Source organism: Micromonospora phytophila (assembly GCF_023656545.1).
GTDB classification, from domain to species: domain Bacteria; phylum Actinomycetota; class Actinomycetes; order Mycobacteriales; family Micromonosporaceae; genus Micromonospora; species Micromonospora phytophila.
In genome coordinates this window covers 1-18,366 of record NZ_JAMOKF010000002.1, presented here as the reverse complement: position 1 = coordinate 18,366, position 18,366 = coordinate 1, and the positions used below count along the sequence as shown (strand labels likewise).

Annotated in this window: 15 protein-coding genes; 8 read left to right on the top strand and 7 right to left on the bottom strand. The window is 70.5% G+C overall.

Annotated elements, in window-relative coordinates; translation table 11 throughout:
- Positions 1 to 8: 8 nt before the first annotated feature.
- From NCC78_RS00510 to NCC78_RS00495, 4 genes are all read right to left on the bottom strand, one after another.
- Positions 9 to 686, bottom strand: a complete 678-nt coding sequence (locus tag NCC78_RS00510; protein WP_250791028.1) for a DUF6308 family protein — start codon at positions 684 to 686, stop codon at positions 9 to 11.
- A gap of 40 nt (positions 687 to 726) precedes the next feature.
- Positions 727 to 1,776 (bottom strand): PDDEXK family nuclease, encoded by a 1,050-nt coding sequence (locus NCC78_RS00505; protein WP_250791025.1) that lies wholly within the window; start codon positions 1,774 to 1,776, stop codon positions 727 to 729.
- An 18-nt stretch (positions 1,777 to 1,794) separates the two neighbouring features.
- Complete coding sequence (locus NCC78_RS00500; RefSeq protein WP_250791023.1) at positions 1,795 to 2,763, bottom strand: DUF4268 domain-containing protein; 969 nt, start codon at positions 2,761 to 2,763, stop codon at positions 1,795 to 1,797.
- 131 nt (positions 2,764 to 2,894) lie between these two features.
- Positions 2,895 to 5,246: a HelD family protein gene (locus NCC78_RS00495; protein ID WP_250791021.1), complete on the bottom strand. Its 2,352-nt coding sequence runs from the start codon at positions 5,244 to 5,246 to the stop codon at positions 2,895 to 2,897.
- A gap of 309 nt (positions 5,247 to 5,555) precedes the next feature.
- Here NCC78_RS00495 and NCC78_RS00490 point away from each other — a divergent pair, with 309 nt between their 5' ends.
- From NCC78_RS00490 to NCC78_RS00470, 5 genes are all read left to right on the top strand, one after another.
- Positions 5,556 to 5,738, top strand: a complete 183-nt coding sequence (locus tag NCC78_RS00490; RefSeq protein WP_250791020.1) for a hypothetical protein — start codon at positions 5,556 to 5,558, stop codon at positions 5,736 to 5,738.
- Entirely contained in the window at positions 5,735 to 5,872 is a 138-nt protein-coding gene (locus NCC78_RS00485; RefSeq protein WP_250791018.1) for a hypothetical protein, read from the top strand. Before NCC78_RS00490 ends, NCC78_RS00485 begins: the two co-directional genes overlap by 4 nt.
- A 22-nt stretch (positions 5,873 to 5,894) precedes the next feature.
- Entirely contained in the window at positions 5,895 to 6,626 is a 732-nt protein-coding gene (locus NCC78_RS00480; protein WP_250791016.1) for a ComEA family DNA-binding protein, read from the top strand.
- A 202-nt stretch (positions 6,627 to 6,828) separates the two neighbouring features.
- Positions 6,829 to 8,250 (top strand): hypothetical protein, encoded by a 1,422-nt coding sequence (locus NCC78_RS00475; RefSeq protein WP_250791015.1) that lies wholly within the window; start codon positions 6,829 to 6,831, stop codon positions 8,248 to 8,250.
- A gap of 106 nt (positions 8,251 to 8,356) precedes the next feature.
- Entirely contained in the window at positions 8,357 to 9,865 is a 1,509-nt protein-coding gene (locus NCC78_RS00470) for a hypothetical protein (RefSeq protein ID WP_250791014.1), read from the top strand.
- A gap of 397 nt (positions 9,866 to 10,262) precedes the next feature.
- Here NCC78_RS00470 and NCC78_RS00465 read toward each other — a convergent pair whose 3' ends face one another.
- Positions 10,263 to 13,409, bottom strand: a complete 3,147-nt coding sequence (locus NCC78_RS00465) for an NACHT domain-containing protein (RefSeq protein ID WP_250791013.1) — start codon at positions 13,407 to 13,409, stop codon at positions 10,263 to 10,265.
- A 365-nt stretch (positions 13,410 to 13,774) separates the two neighbouring features.
- Here NCC78_RS00465 and NCC78_RS00460 point away from each other — a divergent pair, with 365 nt between their 5' ends.
- Positions 13,775 to 14,011, top strand: coding sequence for a hypothetical protein (locus tag NCC78_RS00460; protein ID WP_250791012.1), 237 nt, complete (start codon positions 13,775 to 13,777; stop codon positions 14,009 to 14,011).
- Between the two features lie 137 nt (positions 14,012 to 14,148).
- The gene (locus tag NCC78_RS00455; RefSeq protein WP_250791011.1) at positions 14,149 to 15,054 is read left to right on the top strand and encodes a hypothetical protein; all 906 of its coding nucleotides are present in this window, start codon (positions 14,149 to 14,151) and stop codon (positions 15,052 to 15,054) included.
- Positions 15,055 to 15,169: 115 nt separating this feature from the next.
- Here the strand turns inward: NCC78_RS00455 and NCC78_RS00450 are convergent, their stop codons facing one another.
- Both NCC78_RS00450 and NCC78_RS00445 read right to left on the bottom strand, forming a co-directional pair.
- The gene (locus NCC78_RS00450) at positions 15,170 to 15,490 is read right to left on the bottom strand and encodes a GYD domain-containing protein (protein ID WP_372495021.1); all 321 of its coding nucleotides are present in this window, start codon (positions 15,488 to 15,490) and stop codon (positions 15,170 to 15,172) included.
- A 39-nt stretch (positions 15,491 to 15,529) separates the two neighbouring features.
- Positions 15,530 to 15,751 (bottom strand): hypothetical protein, encoded by a 222-nt coding sequence (locus NCC78_RS00445; protein ID WP_250791010.1) that lies wholly within the window; start codon positions 15,749 to 15,751, stop codon positions 15,530 to 15,532.
- A 136-nt stretch (positions 15,752 to 15,887) separates the two neighbouring features.
- On the opposite strand from NCC78_RS00445, the gene NCC78_RS00440 reads away from it, so the two are divergent.
- Positions 15,888 to 18,366 (top strand): ATP-binding protein (locus NCC78_RS00440; RefSeq protein WP_250791009.1); only part of this gene is annotated, 2,479 nt, incomplete at its 3' end.

The following is an 18,366-nucleotide window of genomic DNA, read 5'->3' as shown; positions in this document are numbered from 1 at the left end:
TGCGGCAATCAGGGCTGGTCTAAAGACCACGCAAGAATATCCATGATCCGCACGTCGGTGAGGCGGCTCGCTGCCACGACAACAAGCGGATCCTGGTGCCGGCCAGCGACCTCACGAAGGATCGCGAGCCCGTCCCTGGCCCGAACCACATCAAGCCGGTACGCCGCCCAGTAGGCACGCCGTGGCGGGGCCTGGCGCCCCTGCAGCCACCCCAGGTCTCGTGCCGCCTGCTCCGCTGACTCCCGGTACAGGTTAAGCAGGCGACTGTCGAGGATAGGGAACAGCGCTGGACGCATGAGGTACAGCGACTTGCTCACCTTGGCAACGGCGATGCCCCTCACGCGAGGGTGGTAGAAGTGTTGGTAGAGACGCACAGCGCGGGCGTAGAGACCCTCAGCCTCTACTGGTTCAGCGTCTTTCAGGTGGGCATCGCCGGCGACATCTGACCAAGGGGCGGTCTCGCTCAAGTCGAGCAGGTGCAGCTCCTGCGTGCGACTGATCCTGCTGCCCATCCATGGAGACCTGGTGGCCTTGATGAGCTGGGGCGTCAGAACCGAGCTCGAGCCGGCAAGCCAGTCGTAGTTGCGGATGGTGCCGCCGTTCCGCTGACAGTAAGCGGTGAAGGGGATGAGAGGATCTTCGATGATTCGACCGGCGACCTGAATTGGAGGAACTTCTGGCGTCATCTGGCGGTTCCTCCTGCCTGCGCCCTTGTCCGCAGCCGGATCAAGGGTTTGCTCGCTGGAAGCTGACTCCGGCCGCGGGGAATGCGTCCCGCAGGGCAGAGAGGGTTGGCTCGGTGTTGCGTCCCCACATTTTGCGGACCACCCAGGTCCTGCCGTCCTCGACCAGCGCCTGACCGGTGAACCAGCGGCTGACCTCCACCCCGGGGTACTGCTCAGCCAGCGCGGCCTGGACCTCTTCGTCACTGTGGTGCTCTCCCTCGAGTGGCCGGAAGCGCCCGGGAGTGAGGACCTTCCCGATGGCCGCGGCAGTCACCCCGCGATCTACCAACTTCTCGATCATCAGCCGCACCGTACGGCGCTTGTTCTCGTCCGGCAGGAGCTGGCCGTCGACGATGATGTGGTAGCGCGTCCAGTCCCGGCCGTCGGTGCTGCGCCGCTCCTGTTCGGTGACCTTCCGGCCCACTCGGATCTGATAATCGGCGGCCTCGGGGAGCGGGATGACCTGCTGGATGTCCAGTAGGACCCGCCCGTCGATCTCGTAGGGGATCAGCCGGACACAACGCACGTCCATGCCCTCGAAGCGGTTCAGCCACAGCACCGCGGTGGTGAGTTCCCGGCCGAAGTCCGCCGAGACGAGCAGGATCCGCACGTCGGAGGAGATGATGGGCGCGTCGTCGCTGTCGCTCAGGTCCAGCCAGCTGATGAGCTCGGTCCGCGCGTCGACATCCGCATCCGGTCGTACCTTCGACAGGTGCACCTCAAAGGCGGCGACAACCTCGTCGAAGCTCATCGCGGACACCATCGCGGCGTACCGCAGAGCTTGCAGCTCCATGTGGCCACCGTCGTCGGTACGCTTCAGCTCGATGACCACCAGGTGTCCGGCTTTGTCCACCGCGAGTAGGTCGATGCGACGCCGGGAGTCCTCCCAGTTCCCGAATTCCTCGGCGATGACGAGCAAATCTGGACTGAGCACAGCGATGTCGTCGCGGAGAAGCTGCTGCAGATCGTTGCGCTCGTAGATGCCGAGAGCCGCGAACCGCGCGGCGTCATGCCGGCGTAGCCGGTCCCCATGGATCTCGTACAGCGGCATGCGTCTTCCTTGGCGTGGCTAGGAAATGAGGGAGGGCAAACCGCCAGCGGCGGCCACCGCCTGGCGGAGGCGAAGCTGAGCAGCGATGAACCACTCGACGTAGTCGTTCCACTCGTCGGTGTTCACGATGTCGCCTTTTCGGTATTCGGCGATGCGGCACCCCTTCCTGCCGGTCAGTGGTTCGAAGGACAGGGTCGCCGGGTATGCCGGTTCGAGCTTCGATTGTGCCGCCGCGAAGCGAGTGTCATTTACGGCCGGATCGGGGTGCTGGAAGAAGATCTCGCTGGACAACCCGGAGCGACTGAACGTGCAGGCGTAGGACACCCCGCTCATACCGCTCGGCAACGAGTACCAGTTCTGCGGGTACCCCTTGGTTGAGGTCGTCCACTGGAGCTGGCGCTGCTGGATAGCCGCCAGCAACATCGTCCAGAACGACTGGTAGGCCTGGTTGCGGCCGCTCGCCGTGGCGTCGTGGGTGCTCGCCCTTACCCTCTTGCCCCAGTCGTTGGGCTGCACGACCAAGCGCATGAGCGGTGCGGGAACGGACTGCCCGATCCGTACGGCGCTGATCTCGATGCCGAAGAAGCGGGTGTTCTCATCGGTCCTGGTGTTCAACCAGTCCAGGGCCGCGCGATGCTCCTCCCGGAAGCTGGTCGCGATCCACACCACGTTCACCGGGTCGGTCCCGCCCGCGTAGGTGAGGAGTTGGCCCAGATGGTTGTGGTCCGTTCTCTCCAGCTGGTTCTCGATGATGACCGTCTCGTTGGTCGCCTCGTCGATGCCGATGAGGTCCAGCGAAAAGCCACCCACCGGGTGCTCCGCGGCCGAGAGTGCCAAGTCCATTCCCAGCACCTCACCGAGGACCTCGGCGTTGGCGAGCAGCCACGGCGTGAAGGTGTGCGCCTCGTGCTTCCAGACGTCGCGAACCTCGACGCTGTCGAGCTTGCCCAACGCGGGTAGGCCGTTTGTCGTGTCCACTGTCGTCATGTCGCCGACCGTATCGGGCCTGGTCGGCGGACGCTGCCCTTGGCCGGGGCTGTTCCCGAACCGCCGGTCAATCCCATCGCGTGCCGCCCCCGCTGGTCGGATGGTTGGACCGATCTTCACGAGGCCGTGGATCAGCCCTCTGCGTCGAGGATCTCGCCCGCTCTGGCTAGTACGGACTTCCATAAATTCGGCGCGACAGTTTCGCGGAGTAGTGCGACCACCTCCTCCGCCGCCAGGTCGACGAACCGCTGAGAGACGTGTCCTCGCGGTGGCGGGGCGTGGAAAGGCTCGACCACTGCGCGCGGACCGACGTGCGGGCCGCCGTTGACCTCCTCCGCAACTGACCCGTCGGCTGTGTCCGACTTCGAACCGAGCAACTCGTCGAGGACTTCTCCCCACGGGTCCGGTTCGAACTCCGACCCGTCCTCCGCATCGCCGGTTCCCGCAGCGAAGAATTCGCCGTCCGTCGTCGGTTCGCCCGATTCGCCGTCGTCGTCGTTCATCGCGAGCGGGTCTCCGACGCAGACGATGTCGAGATACCTCGTTGTTCTGGTCAGTGCGACGTACAGCAAGCGGTGGCCCCGGTCGTCCTCGGCGACGATGTCTTCCGGCTCCATGACGACGACCGCGTCGAACTCGAGGCCCTTGGCTTCCTGCGGACCGACCAGGTTGATTCCTGGGCCGAGCTCACCGGCGGACGCGGCACGCCAGGCCACGTCTTTGGCCTTCAGCTCTCGTTCGGTGTCGGGGCGGCAGGAAGTGGGGCAGATGATGGCTACGGAGCGGCCGTGGGCGGCGTGCCCCATCGCGACGCGGACGGCCTCCGCCGCGCGGTCGTCCCCGTCGATTCGGTGGATGAGAGGTTCGGCCGGACCGTCCCGCACGATCTGCGGTGCCTGCACAGTGGGTGCGGCGAGGGGCAGGAGCTGGGCCGCAAGTTCGAAGACCTGTCGAGGTACGCGGTAGCCGTAACGCAGTTCCTCGCGGACCTGGGGAAGGTCGGCGGGTAGGTGATCGAGGAGCTCGTCCCAGTCGTCGCGCGCCCAGTGGCCGGTCGACTGGGCGATGTCTCCGACGATGGTCATGGACCCGTTGGCGGAGCGGCGGGCGATGGCTCGCAGTTGCATGGGGGAGAGGTCCTGGGCCTCGTCGACGACGATGTGCGTGAAACGGGCCTCCACGCTGTTGATCAGGTGCTCGGCCTCGTCGAGCACCGCGAGGTCGGCGTCGCTCCACGTTTCTTCCGAGAGCCGATCGGCGGGCCGCCGGTGCAACAGTGACACCTCCCGGGCCGTGAATTCGTCGCCTGCCGCCGCCATCAGTCTGTCGCGGGAGCCGTAGAGCTCACGCAGGAACGATGCGGCGGTGAACGACGGCCAGAGCCGGTCCATGACGGGATCGAGTGCCGTCCGCAGTCGTTGCGGGTTCACGCGGACCCGGGGGGAGACGAGGTCGGTCAGCAGGTCCCGGAACAGGTGCCGGCGCTCGGAGTATGTGCCGGCGCTGGCACGGCACCGCATGATCAGCGGTTTGAGCTCCTCGGCGGCGATCGGTACGGGGCGGCCCTCGATCTGCGCCTCGACCCAGTGCTGTCCCTCGGGCGGCCCGACCCGGGCGTAGAGCGCCCGCCGCACGAGCCCCGCCATCCTGTCGTCGCCCTTCAGCTTCACGACGTCGTGTTCTTCTTGGCGATGGCGTTTCACCGGTGGATGCAGCTGGTTGATGTCGCGTTGCTCGATGCTCGTATCACCCAGGCTGGGCAGCACCGTGCGGGTGTAGCGCGTGAAGGTGGGGCTCGGCCCGATGATGAGCACATCCTGGGCGGAGAGCCGGCCCTGATTGTTGAACAGCAGCCACGAGACTCGGTGCAGCGCAACTGCTGTCTTCCCGGTGCCCGGCCCGCCCTGGATGACCATCAGTTGGTCGATCGGGGCGCGGATGAGATCGAACTGCGCTGCCTGGATCGTCCGGACGATGTCCTGCATCGTGCCGGTGCGGTTGCTGTTGAGGTCTGCGAGGAGCGCGTCGTCGACCTCCTCGTGCGCCTCCAGCTCGGCGACGTCAGCGGCCAATTGGGCGAACACCGTGTCGCTGAACGACTTGATCGTGTTGCTCGAGCACTCGAAATTGCGCTTGAGCCGCAGCCCGAACGGCTCGGCGTGACTTGCCTCGTAGTAGCGGGCGGCGGCAGGCGCCTGCCAGTTCATGACGAGCAGCTCAGCGTGGTCATCAAAGATCGCGTGATGGCCGATGTAGAAGACTTCGCCGTCCTCGTAATCCATCCGGCCGAAGGCGACCGGTTCGTCCGATCCGCCTATGCGTTCGAGCCGTGCTTGGGTGTCCTGCCTGATCCTCGCGGCGGCGCCGCTGTTGGCGGCAGCGCCTGCGGCGAGACCCAGAGTCGTACGCATGCGCTCCCGGTGGTCCCAAGCCGCGTCGAAGTAGTTCTGCTCGCGACTCAACTCTGCCGAGACCGCATCCATCCTGGACCTCCCGCTGACCTGGCGCGCACCGTAGCGCCTCCCTGCGACAACTCGACCCTCGTCGCGCAGAGCCGAGGACGTTCAGGCCGGTTCAGCAGGTGCGCTCAAGATCCCCTGACCGTACGGTCGGTCAAGGGTTCTGTCGCTCGGTCGAGCGCATGTTTGCCCGCTCAACCTTTCGGCGCTGCGGACGACCGGTCGGGTCCATGGACGAGGACGATCAGCATGGGTCACAGGCAGCAGGTCTTCAGGCGACGGGGTGCGCTGGAGGCGTTCGCGGTGTCGCGGCGGGCGAGCTTACCGAGACCGTTGACCGGCCACAAGATCAGATTCAGCGGTTGGAGCGTCGGCAAGGCCAAGATCGGACCGGGTGGCTGGCCCGGACCCGCCGTTCCGTCCACCTGCGCGATCCGCCCCGGCGATGTGTCGCTGCCCGCCCTGGTGGAAGATCATCAAGTTCTGGTGGGCGGCATGATCGACGGGGCGCGGTGAGCGTCCCGCTGATCCTCCTACCGCTGGCCGTAGCCGCCGTGACGGTGGCGCAGAGCCCGCTGAACGGTCGAGACGCGAGCGCCAAGGTGCGCATGCACTGCCTGCAGGAGGAGCGAGATGTCGAGCGTGGCTGACGGAGGATGGCAGCCTCCACCGGTGCCCCCGAGCCCGGGAGCGAGCCTCGGCTGGCGGATCCGGCACAGCCTCTGGCTGCTGCTGCCCGTCGCCGGCTGCGGGTTCCTCGCCGGGGCCGGATTCCTCTACATCGGGGTGCGCTCCCGGCGCCCGGCCTGGTGGATCGCTGGCATCGTCTACCTGGTGGTCGGTTGGACGCTCTTCGCCACCATCGGCGAGTCGGACAAGACGGGCATCCTGAGTACGGTGGCAACGGTTGCGCTCATGGCGATGTGGGTGACGAGCATCCTGCACGGCTGCCTGATCAACTCGTCGTGGCTGCGCTGGCGGGCCGGCCACGTTCCCTGGTACGCCCGGCCCCAGGCACCGCCGCCCGATTCGCCCGGCAGCCCATACCCGCCAGCTCAGGCAGGGCCGCCTTCCCTGCCCACATCCGCTCCGCCCGCCGTCGACGAGGTGTTGCCGCAGCCCGGCGCCTACTCCGGTGTCGCGGCCCCGGTGGCGTCCGCGCCCACTCAGCCGTCGCCGCAACCGCCGGTCGCCGCGCGCCCAGGGGTCGTGGATGTCAACGCGGCCACGCTCGAACAGCTCGCCGCTCTTGCTCACTTTGATCCGGAGCGCGCGCAGCGGGTGGTGGCCGAACGGCAGGTGCGCCGTGGGTTCGGCAGCGTGGAGGAGTTCGCCGCCGTCGCGAACCTCGCGCCGCATGAGTTCGCTCGCCTCAAAACCCTGGTGACCTGCGTACCGCAGTAGGGGCTGTCCGCGGGCCAGCCGCCGCCACCGAGCCGCGCACTCGATGAGGCCTCGAACCCGCCAAGGTCTACGCCTACCTGAGCGAAGTTGCCGACGAATTGGCCCGACGGCCGTCACCGTGAGCGCGTACGAGGCGGACGCCTTCGCCGGCAACTGGTACAACACGTCATACGCGGTCTGCGAGACAGCGTAACCGTCCACGGTGGCTGGTGCAGCTGCCCCGGAGCTGCGGGGCGGCTGCCCGGCGGGACCGGCGGACCTGCACGAGCGCCAGGTTGCTATCAAGGGCGTTGTGCTTCAGGTACTGGCGATGGTCGGTCTGGTCTTTCCGCTGATCGCCGTCTGGCTGATGATCGCGGCGGCGTACGCGACGGGCACGTTCCGCCTGGTGTACGCCCGGGTTCTCGGGGACCGGTCATTCGTACTGGCCCGTCGCCGTGGCCTGGCTGCGGCCCTGCGGCATGCTTGCGCCCGCCATGCCGGCCACTCCCTGCCGACGCACCTGGTGCGCATGTGGCACGACGCCGGGTACCTCGCCATGGTGCCCTGGACGGGGTTCATGGCCGGCGCGGCCCTTCCCGCGATGCTGTCCCTCGCGCTGCCCTCGAAGACCCGCCTCCTCGATGCGGGGCTGCATGCTGCTGCGGTCTCCGCCGGGCTCGCCGGGGCGGCCTTCGCGGTCCTCATCTGGGTGCGCGGTTTGGGATACCTCGCCCACCCGCAGCGACACCGCCGCGGCCCATTGCCCCGGTTGAGCTTCCCCGCTGGCACCCTCGTCGAGGGACGCCTCCGGATCGCGTTCAACGCCTACCTGCATGCCCAGACCGGGCGGCTCGCCGTACTGGCCTTCTGCTACCCGTGGCTGTTGCTCTTCGTCGCCACCGCCAATCTGCCCGCGCTGCCGCCGGAGGAGTCGAGTGACCCGCCGGGGCTGGACATCTCCCCGCTCGTCGGGCTCGGTTACATGGCGCTTTTCATCCTGCCGACGGCGCTCGCCGTCCGGGCGACGGCGCGGGCGCTGCGGCGGCGACAGGCAGTGAGCACGACGGCGGTGGCGATCGCCGGCCTGCTCGCACCCGAGCCGCCGGTCCGCCCCGAACTGGCTGAACGGCTCGTCGACGGCCTGCCCGACCCTCTCGGGGCGACCCGGCAGCGGCTCAGCGGGGTCGCCGAGGGACTGACCGAAGTGGCTCGACGGGTCGATGCCCGGCAGCGACGCGGCTTCACGCCGCACCCGGTCGCCACGTCGCTGCGGGCCAGCGCGGCAGCGATGCAGACGCATTTGCTCAGCGAGCGGGCACTGGCCCGGGAGTTGCCGGAGCCGTTGACCCGGGTGCTCACGCTGACCCTCGGGGTGCTCGCCGGGCCGGCTCGGCCCGAGCTGCTCACCGAGCTGGCCGGCGCGGTCGCCGCCTTCGACGACCGGGGTGCCCCTGCCGTGGAACCGGCCGCCCAGCAGCCGGGCCGGCTCTCGACGCTGCTCATCCGGGCGACCACCGGCCTCGAACGGGCGGTGCTGCTGCTCGGCGGCCTTGCCACCATCATCGGACTGTTGCTCGCGGTGGCACTGACGGCGATCGGCGCTAGCGACCCGGACAGCCTCGTCGGGCACCTGCTCCGCTAGCCAGCCGAGGTCGGCGAGTGCCGCCGCGGATACCGTCTGCCGGCGCTGGTATGGCGATCCTTCCGCGGTGACAGCCGCGGCGGCTCTGCCGGTAGAGTCGGCCGTCATGCGGATGGTCTACACCTCGGCACCGGACGACCTCTTCTTCTCCGCCCGCCAGCGGCTGATGCGGCGGTTCGACCGTTGGGCCCGACGGCATCGCCGGCCGGTCGACCTGTTCGTCATCGAGGCGCTGCTCGACCACCGCTGGTCCGACGGTGACGGCCTGCTCGGACGATGGCAGCCCGAGGATGTCGAAGAGGCCCTGCTCGACTGGTTTCCCCGCAAGGTGACGTTGCCGCCGGACCAGTGGGCCTCCGTCGTGCCGACCGTGGGCGCGTTCGTCGACTTCCTCTTCGACCAGGACCTCGCCGACCGGCGCTGCGCCGACCGGCAACTGCTGCACGCCGCCCTGGACAAGCTCGCCGCGCCGTTCGCCGACGCGATGGCGGACCAGAGCCGGTACGGGCTCGCGAAGTTCTGGACCACCCGGATGCTGGACGAGGGTATCGACCCCGGCGATCAGGTGGCCGCCGAGCGGTTCATCGCCGACCTGCACGCCGGTCGCGTCGCCGTCGACAAGGACCTGCTGAACCAGGTGATGGCCAACCACCTGCTCGGCGAGGATCCCGACCGGCATCCGCCGCTACCGCTGGTGGCTGTGCCCGACGACGACACGCTCCGCGGGCTGGCCGCCGAGTCGGTTGTCGTACGCCGGCTGCGGGAACTCCTGCAGTGGCTCGGTGATGGGCGGACGCTGACCACCACCGGCCGGCTGCGGCTGGCCGACGCGCGGGAACTCGTCACGGTGCTCGACACCGGCGACATCGTCGACCCGATGATCGGCGACCGGGTCTTCGCCACGCGCAGCAGCGACGAGCTGTATGTACTCACCGTGCTGGTCGCCTGGGCCCGGGCCGCCCGCGTCGTACGGGTGGTGAAGGGGCGGCTGGTGCCGGTCAAGAGCGCGGCGAAGGTGCTGGCGGACCCGCTCGCGCTGTCCCGTCGGGCGTTCACCGCATTGTTCGACCTCGGCGAGGCGGTCTGCGGCGGTGGGTGGGCCGAGTCAGTCCTGCGGTGGCGGTTCGACGATGCCGGGTTCGCCGTGACCATGGCGCTGTTCATCGCGCCGGAACCTCTGAAACTCGACGAGCTGCGGCAGCTCGCCTACCAGGCGGCCTGCGACGGACTGGGGTTCTACCCCGGCACCGAGGAGCAGGAGCGAGGCTGGCGCCAGTCCGCCGACAACGACACGGACCGCCTGCTTGACCAGTTGGCCAGGCTCGGCGCGATCGAGAAGAACGTCGCTGCCGCCGCACTGACCCCCTTGGGCCTCGGTCTGCTCGCCGGGCACCTGCGTGAGCAGGGCGTGACCGTGCCGACCATCCAGCAACTGCTCGAGGAGACCGCGGAGGTGGTGGTCGCCACCGCCACCGGGAGCCCGCCGGACACCGCCACCGTCCTGATGCACGCCTGGTGCGCACGCAACACCGCCACCGCATCGTCGGAGTTGCGCGCGCTGGCCGAGCGCACCGACGACGCCGAGCACCGCCGGCTCGCCCTGACGTACGCCTGAACCGGCGCACCCGACGACCATCGCCGCGGATGGGCGGCCTCCAGGGCGTGGTTCGCCCTGGGCCTGCGCGGGACCTTGACAAGGAAATCCGCTATACGTGGCGGCAACGTGTACAGAGTTTCCCTGTGGGTTGTGCCGCCGTGCCTGAAGCGGCAGCGACCGAGCGCGACTATCGGGCCCTGTCCTGCCTGCTGGCTAGTCGGTGGCGGCGACGACGAGCAACATCGACCGGTGATGTCGCAGACGATTCAGCTCGACAGCGACCGCTCCGGTCGATGTCAGCCCGTGCGGCACCAGACGAGCCGGGAGGATGCCGCGCGACATCAGCCCGTCGGCTGGCGCCTCGTCGCTGTCGGCCCAGGTCGAGCCCGGGCGAGCGGCCCCCTGGCAGCGCCGCTCACTTCCGCCAGGCAGGTGCCATCCGCTCGGACATCTCCCGCCAGAACGTCCGCAGATCCTCCCGGTTGACCGCCTGCCAGTCCGCCCGCCCCGGCGACCGGAACCAGCGCCCGACGAGGTCGATCTGGTGGGCGCAGAAAACCTCGTCCATCTGGTACGGCAACTCGTCCCCCTTCGGCGGCAGCGGGCACAGCCGGAACGGGCAGTCGTCGATGCAGGTGGAGCCCGGTTGGACGTCGTGGGCCTGGCGGCGGCTCAGGGTGACCCGCATGGCGCTGCGGTCGATGGTGAGGCACGGGGGCAGTTCGGCCCGGCTGGCCCGGCTGAGCCGACGCGCCCGCTCCGAATTGTCCTCTCCCCGGTCGGCGAGGTTGAGCAGCAGCATCACGTCGGCCAGCAGCCGTTGGGCCCGTGGTTGCAGCACCCCCCAGCCGTGCGACGGCGGCAGCCAGGAGTTCTGGAGCCGGCGGACGGCGGGGTCAGGGCTGACCGCCCCCACCCGCCCGACGATCTCCCGCTCGTCCGCCCAGCAGTGCCGTTCCGGATGGCGGTCGAGGAGCGCCTCGACGCACAGGTCCGCTACCTCGAGGACGAGCGGGTGGGCCGTACCGCTGCCGGGTTGCGGGGCGCGGTGCCCGCCCCCGGCGATCGAGGTCCAGAAGTTGACCAGCCCGCGCGGGTCCGAACCGTGACCCCGCTCGCGCAACGTCTCACCGGGATCCCGGGGCAGGGCCAGCAGGGTGAGGGCCTGGATGAGCACCAGGTGCGAGTACCAGAAGCGGGAGTGCCGCAACGCCTTCTCGGCTTCCTCGATCAGGATGCTGCGGTGCGCCGGGTACGTGCGGCAGTTGGCCGCCAGCCGGAAGCCCTGCGCGAGCGTGAGTTCGTAGACGCGGGCTCCGTCCGAGGCGTCGGTGGCCAGGCGGTGCACCCAACGCCGCATGCTCTCCCGGGCCACGCCGAGCCAGTCCGGTTCGTCGGGGGCGTGCTCGCACTCGGCGAAGAGGAACAGCGGCGGCGCGATCCAGGTCCGCAGCTCCTCCAGGCGTTCCCGGCCCGTGGCGTCGGCCGCCTCGGCCGGCGCGTCGAGCAGGTCGCGCAGCGCGCGGACGGCCGCGTTGCCGCCGCTGGCGATCTCGCGGGCCGCGCTCAGCCGGGGCAGGTACGAGGACTCGTCAGCCATCATCTGGAACAGCTGCCGGTACTGCGCCTCGGGCTGCTGCCTCCGGCGCCCGGTGGCCTCCGGGGGCCGGTCCCTGAGCTGCCGGGCGGCGTCGCCGTACCGGTGCACGATGGCGATCTTGGCGTCTTCGAGGGGGCGGTCGGTGACCGAGCCGTCCCCCTGGTAGCGGGGCCAGGCATCCCGGATGGCGTCGGCCAGTTGCCGGTGCACCGTGTGCCCGGTAGCGGCGTCCATCTCCAGCGCGGCCGCGAACATCTCCAGCGCCCGCGTGCGGTTCCGCGTTTCGGTTGCCGCCTCATACAGCCGCCGTACCAGGGTGATCGACCGGTTCCGGGTGACCTCCGCGTCCTGGACGTCGTCCGTGCGGAGTCCCGCGGTCTGCCGGATGACGTCACCGAGGCGGCGCAGCGTTCCTTCAGGGGCGGGGGGCTTGCGCCGCCCGTCCAGCCGTTCGAACACCCCGCCGCTGCGGCTGTAGAAAGTGAGGGCCGAGAGCAGCTCCCGTCCGGGCCCGTGGTGGCGGGTGAAGGCGCGCTCGAGGAAGGCGTCGTCGCGCAGGGCGGCGGTGAGGAAGCGCGAGCCGAGGTACGCCTGGATCACCCCGTTCTGGAAGCGCACCCCGTCCTGCCGCTTCACCACGATGTTCAGCGCGTCCCCGGTGGTCTCGGCGAGCCCGATGTCCTGCGGGTTGTCGGCGCTGAGCTTGTGCAGCCGGGCCCGGAGCTCGGCCAGGATCCACTGGCGGCCGGCGTCCTCCTTGCCGTTGGCGCCGGTAAGTTCGGTGGTGCGCACCGACGGCTGGTTGTCGCGCAACCCGATGCAGGCAAGCGCGGAGAGCACCTCGATCGCGTCGGCTCGTTCGGTCTGCGGCATGCCGTAGTCCTCGTACAGGTCCCCGGCGACGGTGGCGTCGTACCACTCCTCCAGCAGGCTCCACCGCAGCGCGGATCTGTCCTGGCCCGCCGGCTCCACCCGGTCGAGGCGGTCGACCTCGTGGAGCTGGCCGATGATCCGCAGGTAGAACGGTGAGTCGGCGACGTCGGCGTCCCTGACCAGCCCGACGATGCGGTCCGACCGCTGTCCCGCGTCCGAGCGGCGGCTGTGGCTCTGCACATACTCCAGGGCGGCGCCCTGGGCGAGCGGCTCCAGTTGCACCAGCAGCGCATCCAGCCCGCGCAGCGGATCGGCGGGGCGCGACGCGACCACCAGGGGGAGACGCTCGCGAACCGCACCCCGGACGGCCTCCCTCAGCAGGCTGTCCCGGTCGGCGGGCTGGGCGGTGTCGGCGAGCACCTCCTCCAGGCCGTCGGCGAGCACCACGATGCGGTTCTCCAGCCAGAGCCGCCGCCACATCTTGTCGGCCTCGCCCGCGGCGTGCAGCTGGGTGTCGATGGTGCGCTCGAACTGGGCCTGGGCGAGCTGGTGGAAGTTCAGCTTCTCCGGATCCGTGACGGTGCGCAGGTCGATGCCGATCGGTACCACGTTGGTGGCCATCAGCATCTCCGCCAGGCGGACCAGCGTGGTCGTCTTGCCGGTGCCGATGCCGCCCACCAGCAGCAGCGGACGGCGGCTGCCCTCGTCGCGCAGCCGTTGGATCATCAGTTCGCACAGTTCGTCCCGACCGACGACGTCGACGCGGCTGATGTCGCGTTCGGCGGTGGGTATCACCATCCGGCGGTTGCGCAGGGCATTGCGGTCGTACCAGCGGCGGACCCGGAGATACCGCCAGAAGAGGAAGACCGCGAGGCCCAGCGCCAGGACCAGCGGGCCCTTGACGAAGCCCTCCACCTGCCCGCAGTAGTACGACCTCGGCGGCTCTCCCGCGCACCACTGGGACATCCTGAGGAAACCGGGCTCGGTGTTGAGGACCATCAGGAACAGCGAGTAGATGATCCACACCACGAGTATCGAGGCGGTGCCGATGATCGCCCACCGCAGCCCGCGGTGGTGCCGCCAGTCCATCCGGTGATCGGGGCGCTGGTCCGTCCGTCGGCGGCGGCTTCGCTCGATCCGGCGTTCGCGTCGGGTGCGCCACCTGCGCCGGCGCTGGCGTAGCCACAGCCCAGCGACCCAGACCGCACCACGTCTCGGCCCGCGCATGGACACCCCCATGATCGACATGGTCGGCTACCGGACGGAGGCGCCTGGCTCCCCTTCCCCGCCAACGCTAGTGCCGGTTTCCGCAGGCCAGCGTCGGATCCGGCAATTCTCGCGGCGGCCGGCCCCCCTGACGGCACGCTGGCGCTGCGCCGAGAGCGCGAGCGGGCGTGAGACAGCCGAGAATTGCCAGTCAGGTCCCGGAGATGCCGTGTCGGGAGGTGCGGTCGGTGTCTGCTGGGCTGGAGGTGCCGCCCGCGGTCGAAGCGGAGCGGGTGATCACCGCCGTGCTGGCCGACCTGCGCTCCGGCCAGCACCGCGGCGTCGGAATGTCGGCGCGCGGCGGCCGGGTCGGCAAGCCGGCGCGCAGTGGACGGGCCGACCGACGCCGGATCCGGTCGCAGCCCCAGCGCCGCCCAGTCGCAGTTCAGCACCAGCTACCGCGTCGAGTCGATTACGCGACGTAGTCAAGTTGGAGATATTGCCTGGTCGGGCGACTACCTAGCGTGAATCCGTTGTCAGATTCGGCCTCGGCGCCGATGACGGTCGATCGCCTCCTGGCTGGACGCCCGTCACCGTCGCCGGGCCAGAGACGGGAGAGAACATGCGTGATCTGAAGGATTCCCGCTGGTTCGGCGCTCGTGCGTCCGTACTCGTGCTCGGTCTCGCGGTCGCAGGCGCGGTGGTCGCCCCGGCGAGCCCGGCGTCCGCCGCGGTCCCCGGCCTGGTGCGGGTCTCGGCGACCAGCGGCGTGAACTCCAACGACTTCCACACCGTCACCGCCGTCTGCCCGGCCGGCAAGGTGCTCACCGGCACCGGCTACGAGCTGAACGGGGCGTTGGGCGAGGCGGTCGTCGACGACCTGCGCCCCAACGGCGGTCCCGCCGTCGTGCCGACGGCCGTCACCGTCACCGCCTACGAGGCGGACGCCTTCGCCGGCATCTGGTCGGTGACCGCGTACGCGATCTGCGCCAACCCGGTGGCGGGACTGGTGCGCATCTCCGCCACCAGCGTCAACAACTCCAACAACTTCCGCACGATCACCGCGGCCTGCCCCGCCGGCAAGGTGCTGACCGGCACCGGCTACGAGCTGAACGGGGTGACCGGGGAGGCCGTCGTGGATGACTTCCGCCCCAACGGCGGACCCGCCGCAGCGCCGACCTCGGTCAACGTCGGCGCCTACGAGGCGGACGCCACCGCCCTCAACTGGGACGCGACCGCGTACGCGATCTGCGCCAACCCGCTGGCGGGCCTGGTGCGCATCAGCGCGGTGAGCGCCAACAACTCGGTCGACTTCCGCAGTGTCACCGCGTCCTGCCCGGTCGGGAAGGTGCTCACCGGCGCCGGCTTCGAGCTGAACGGGGCGACCGGTGAGGTGGTCGTCGACGACTTCCGCCCCAACGGTGGCGCTGCGGCGGCCCCGACGCTCGACACCGCCGGGGCGTACGAGGAGGACGCGTTCGCCGGCAACTGGTCCAACACGTCGTACGCCGTCTGCGCGACGGCGTAACCGTCCACGGTGGTGGGTCGAGCCGCTTCGCTTCGCGAGGCGGCTCGACCGGCACCGAGCCGACCGAGCTTCCGAGGTGATGGCGGTGGGGGCCAAGCCCCGCCGCTGACTCCGGTCACGCCCCCGGTGGCTGGTACTCCGCCTTCACCCGGGTCGCCTCGTCGACCTCCGCCGGCGTCAGCACCGGCGTGACGCGCACGTCCAGCCCGCCCTTCGCCCGGATGGCGATCGCCAGCCCCGCCGCCGTCTTGTGGTCCGGCAGCTCGCACAACACGTACGTGTCGTCCTCGCCGAACCCGAAGTACATCGACTCCATCCGCCCGCCGGCGTCCTCGATCATCGTGCGGACGACGTCGGCGCGTTTCGTGCCACCATCGTCGACCAGCCCCTTCACCCCGTCGACGGTATACGTCGACATCAGCAGGAATCGCGCCACGTCGACCATCTCCTCCCAGGTGTCCGGGTGCGGGCAGGCTCAGGAGCCGCCCTGGCGGTGTACGCGGTCCCCGTGCGCGAGCTTCGACCGGCCGTGGTCGCGTTCGGTGCCGGACGTCCCGGTCGCCGCCCGCAGATGCCGGCGCTTCGGTGAGCGCTCGACCTCCGAGCCCTGCCGGCCCGGAGCGCCGCTGCCGGAATGCCGTCCCGCGCGCGCCGACTCGCCGCCGGGATCGTGCTTGTTCTCCTTGTGGCTACCCATGCGCCGCGCGTACCCGGTCCGCCGGGGGGCTATTCATCGGGGCCGGGGGCGCCGCCCGCCGCGCCGGGTCAGCCGGTGTACGCGCGACGTCGATCGGTCGCACGGTGTCGGAGGGTTCCGCTACGGTCCGGGGGTCATGGATCCGCGATACGGCGAGACGCTCATCGGGCGGGACCACCCCGCCGGTCTGCTGCGCGCCGAGGTGGAGCGGGCGACCGCCAGCCACGGCGGCCTGGTCCTCGTCACCGGTGAGCCGGGCATCGGCAAGACGACACTCGTGACGGCGGTGGCCGAGGAGGCCCGCCAGCGGGGTGCGCTGGTGCTCGGCGCGGCCTGCTGGGATTCCGACAGCGCACCCGGCTACTGGCCGTGGGTGCAGGTGCTGCGCGCGCTGCGGCGCTCGCCGGACGACTGGGCGCTGGCGTGGGAGGCTGCCGAATCGGGTCTCGCGACCCTGCTCGGCGAGACGACCCGCCCTGCGACGGACCCCGCGGCCGGCGGCGACGATGACGGCGGCGGCGGTGGCCGCGCCGGCGACCGCGACGGCGGCGAGGAGGCTTTCGCGATCTACGACGCGGTGACGACCGCGCTGGTCGCGGTCTCGCAGCGCCGTCCGGTCGTGGTGGTCCTCGACGACCTGCACTGGGCCGACCCCGCCTCGATGCGACTGTTGCAGTTCGCCGCCCAGCACACCTGGTTCGAACGCCTGCTGCTGCTCGGCACCTACAGAGACGCGGAGGCCGAGTCGGACGACCATCCGCTGCGTCCGCTGCTGATGCCGCTGGTGGCGAAGGCGACCATGGTCACGCTCACCGGCCTGTCGCGCGCCGAGGTGGGCGCGCTGATGACCCGCACCGCCGGCCGTGCACCCGACGCCGAACTCCTCGACGAGGTGCACCGGCGCACCGGCGGCAATCCGTTCTTCGTCGAACAGGCCGCCCGGCTGTGGCGCACCGACGGTCTCGTCACCACCATCGCCCCCGGCGTACGGGAGGCGGTGCGGCGGCGGCTCGACCAGTTGCCTGCGGCGGTGGTCGAGGCGCTCACCGTCGCCGCCGTGCTGGGCCGGGAGTTCCATCGACTGGTCCTCGCCGCGTGCGCGGCCACGCCCGCGGCGCAGGTCGACCGGCTCCTCGACCACGCGGTGACCGCCCGGCTGGTGGTCTCCCGCGGCGGCGGCCGGTTCGCGTTCGTCCACGACCTGGTCCGGGAGACGCTCTACGACGGGCTCCCCGACGACGACCGTCGGGCCCGCCACGCCGCGGTCGTCCGGGCGGTCGACCCATCGGCGTCGCTCGCGGAGCGGCTGATCCCCGCCGACCTGGCCCGCCACGCCTGGCTCGCCGGCAGCGCCCTCGACCCGTCGCGCTCCGCGGACCTGCTGGTCGCCGCCGCCCGGGAGGCCGGCGGCCGGCTGGCGATGGAGGAGGCGACGGTCCACCTGCGCCGCGCGCTGGACGTCTCCGAGGACCAGGCGCAACGGGCCAAGATCATGGTGGAACTCGTCCATCTGCTGCACTACTGCGGCGACCGCGAGGAAGCCCGCCAGTTGCTCGCCCAGGCCGCCGCGCTGGCGCTCGACCTCGACGAGCCGGCGGTGCTGGCCCGGGTGGCGATCAGCGTCCACCGCCACCACCAGACCACCTCCGGGCGATCCGCCGAAACGGAGGAGTTGCTGCGCGAGGCGCACCGCCGCCTTCTCGGCGAACCCGTCGACGCCGTGCCGGTCAGCACGCTCGTCGCCGACCTCATCACCGCCTCCGAGACGCTCGCCCGCCGCGGTCAGGACGACGAGGCGCTCAGCTTCAGCCTCTGGGCCCGCCACGACACCACGTGGGGGCTGGGCACGGCCGCCGAACGGGCCGCGCTCACCGCCGAGATCCGCGAGGTGGCCCGGCGCAGCGGCGACCGGGAGACCGAGCTGTGGGCGACCTCGCTGCGCTGGGTTGCGCTGCTGGAACTCGGCGACCCGCGCTACCTGCACGAGCTCGACGCCTTCGTCACCGGGTGCCGGGAGAGCGACATCGCCCGCCACCGGATGGGAGCGGCCATCGACGGCGGCATCATCGCCGCCTTTCGGGGCGACTTCGCCGCAGCCGACGAGTTGTTCGCCGAGCTCACCGACCTCGGCGAGTGGGAACACTCCGACCATGCGTTCATGGGCCACCACCTGCGCTGGTCGTGGCTGCTCCTGCAGGGCCGCTTCGCCGAGGCCGGCGCGCTGCTCGACGGGCTGGACCCGACCGGCCACCCCTACCTGGAGCTCCTCCGGGCGATCACCGCCGTGGAACGCGGCGACGACGAGGCGACCGTACGGCTGACCGCCGGCATCGAGGCCGCCGGCACGGCGTACCCCCGGCCGGTGTCGCCACTGTGGCTGCGGCTCCGCGCGCAGGTCGCCGCCGCGACCGGCGATCCACGCCGCTGCGCCGAGGCGCGCGAGGCGCTGGACCCCCATCGCGGCCAGTGGATGGCCGCGATGTTCGGCTGCGACATCGGCGGCCCGGTCGACCACTGGCTGGCCGCCGTCGACGCCGCGCAGCAGCGCTGGAACGACGCGGTAACGGGCTTCGAGGCGGCCCGAGCCGCCGCCGACCGGATGGGCGCCCGACCCT